Annotated in this window: 1 protein-coding gene; it reads right to left on the bottom strand. The window is 69.7% G+C overall.

Going from position 1 to position 1,094, the window contains the following annotated elements:
* On the bottom strand, positions 1 to 1,094 hold a 1,094-nt coding region (allB, locus tag J9611_RS21405), incomplete at both ends, for an allantoinase AllB (protein ID WP_211883276.1).

The raw sequence follows: 1,094 nt of genomic DNA, 5'->3' as shown, positions 1-1,094 counted from the left end.
TTGGAGACGTCCACCACGTAGGCCTCGTCCGGGGCGAAGACCGAGAAGTCCGCGTCGTACCCGAGCGCCAGCTGGCCCTTGGTGGAGAGCCGTGCCAGGGCGGCCGGCTTCTCGGCCATCCAGGACACCACCTGTTCCAGGGCGATGCCGCGGTGCCGGGCCTCGGTCCAGATCAGGGACAGGCCCAGCTGGAGGGAGGACACGCCGCCCCAGGCCACGGCGAAGTCGCCGTTTTCCAGGTCCTTCAGGTCCAGGGTGGAGGGTGAGTGGTCCGAGACGATGCAGTCGATGGTCCCGTCCTGCAGGCCCTTCCACAGCAGCTCGCGGTTGGACGCCTCACGGATCGGCGGGCAGCACTTGTACGCCGTGGCGCCGTTGGGGATCTCCTCGGCCATCAGGGTCAGGTAGTGCGGGCAGGTCTCCACGGTCAGGTGCACGCCGTCGCGTTTGGCGGTGGCGATCATCGGCAGCGCGTCCGAGGAGGACAGGTGCAGGATGTGCGCGCGGGCCCCGGTCCAGCGGGCCCGTTCGATCACCTCGGCGATCGCCTTGTTCTCGGCCCCGCGGGGGCGGGAGGCCAGGAACGTGGCGTACTGGTCCCCGCCCGGGTGGGGGGCGTGGTCGATCGCGTGGGAGTCCTCGGCGTGCACGATCATCAGCGAATCGAAGGACTTGAGCTCGGCCATGTCGGCCTCCATCTCGTCCGCCTCCAGGTGCGGGAACTCGTCCACGCCGGAGTGCAGCAGGAAGCACTTGAAGCCGAACACGCCCTCGTCGTGCAGCGGACGGAGGTCCGCCGTGTTGCCCGGGACGGCGCCGCCCCAGAACCCCACGTCCACGAACGCCTGGTCCGCGGCGACACTGCGCTTGAGTTTGAGGTTCTCCACGGTGGTGGTGGGCGGGATGGAGTTCAGCGGCATGTCGATGATGGTGGTCACGCCGCCGGCCGCCGCCGCGCGGGTGGCCGACGCGAAGCCCTCCCACTCGGTCCGGCCCGGCTCATTGACGTGGACGTGGGTGTCCACCAGGCCCGGGATCAGGGTCTCATCGTCGGCGAGGTCGATGGTTTCGGCGCCGGAGAGCCCGTTGCCCAG

The organism is Pseudarthrobacter albicanus, assembly GCF_018224015.1.
Lineage (GTDB): Bacteria > Actinomycetota > Actinomycetes > Actinomycetales > Micrococcaceae > Arthrobacter > Arthrobacter albicanus.
This window is presented reverse-complemented; position numbering and strand designations above follow the sequence as displayed.